At 60.8% G+C, this 260-nt stretch carries 1 protein-coding gene; it reads right to left on the bottom strand.

Features of this window, described 5'->3' with window-relative positions; all coding sequences use genetic code 11:
• Positions 1-260: VCBS domain-containing protein (locus PVZ78_RS00900; RefSeq protein ID WP_273828118.1), on the bottom strand; the 260-nt coding region annotated here is incomplete at both ends.

Raw genomic sequence — 260 nt, 5'->3', positions numbered from 1 at the left:
GTTGGCGAGCCATTGATGGTCCAGATAGCGGAGGCATCGTGATCGATGTCGGCCGAGCTGAATTGACCGCTGACGCTGAGGGTGGTGTCTTCCTGCGCTGCGCCGGCATCATTGCCGCTGGCGAAGCTGAGTACCGGCGCATCGTTGCTACCGGTGACGGTAATAGTCACCAGTTGTGTATCCACGCCGCCCAGGCCATCGCTGACCTGCACGCTGAACACTTCGTCATGACTTTCGCCCGCCTTGAGCGATTGCACCGC

The organism is Pseudomonas sp. SBT1-2 (genome assembly GCF_028640875.1).
GTDB lineage: Bacteria > Pseudomonadota > Gammaproteobacteria > Pseudomonadales > Pseudomonadaceae > Aquipseudomonas > Aquipseudomonas chlororaphis_I.
Note: the sequence above shows the minus strand (reverse complement) of the source record. Positions and strands in the feature narration are given on the sequence as shown.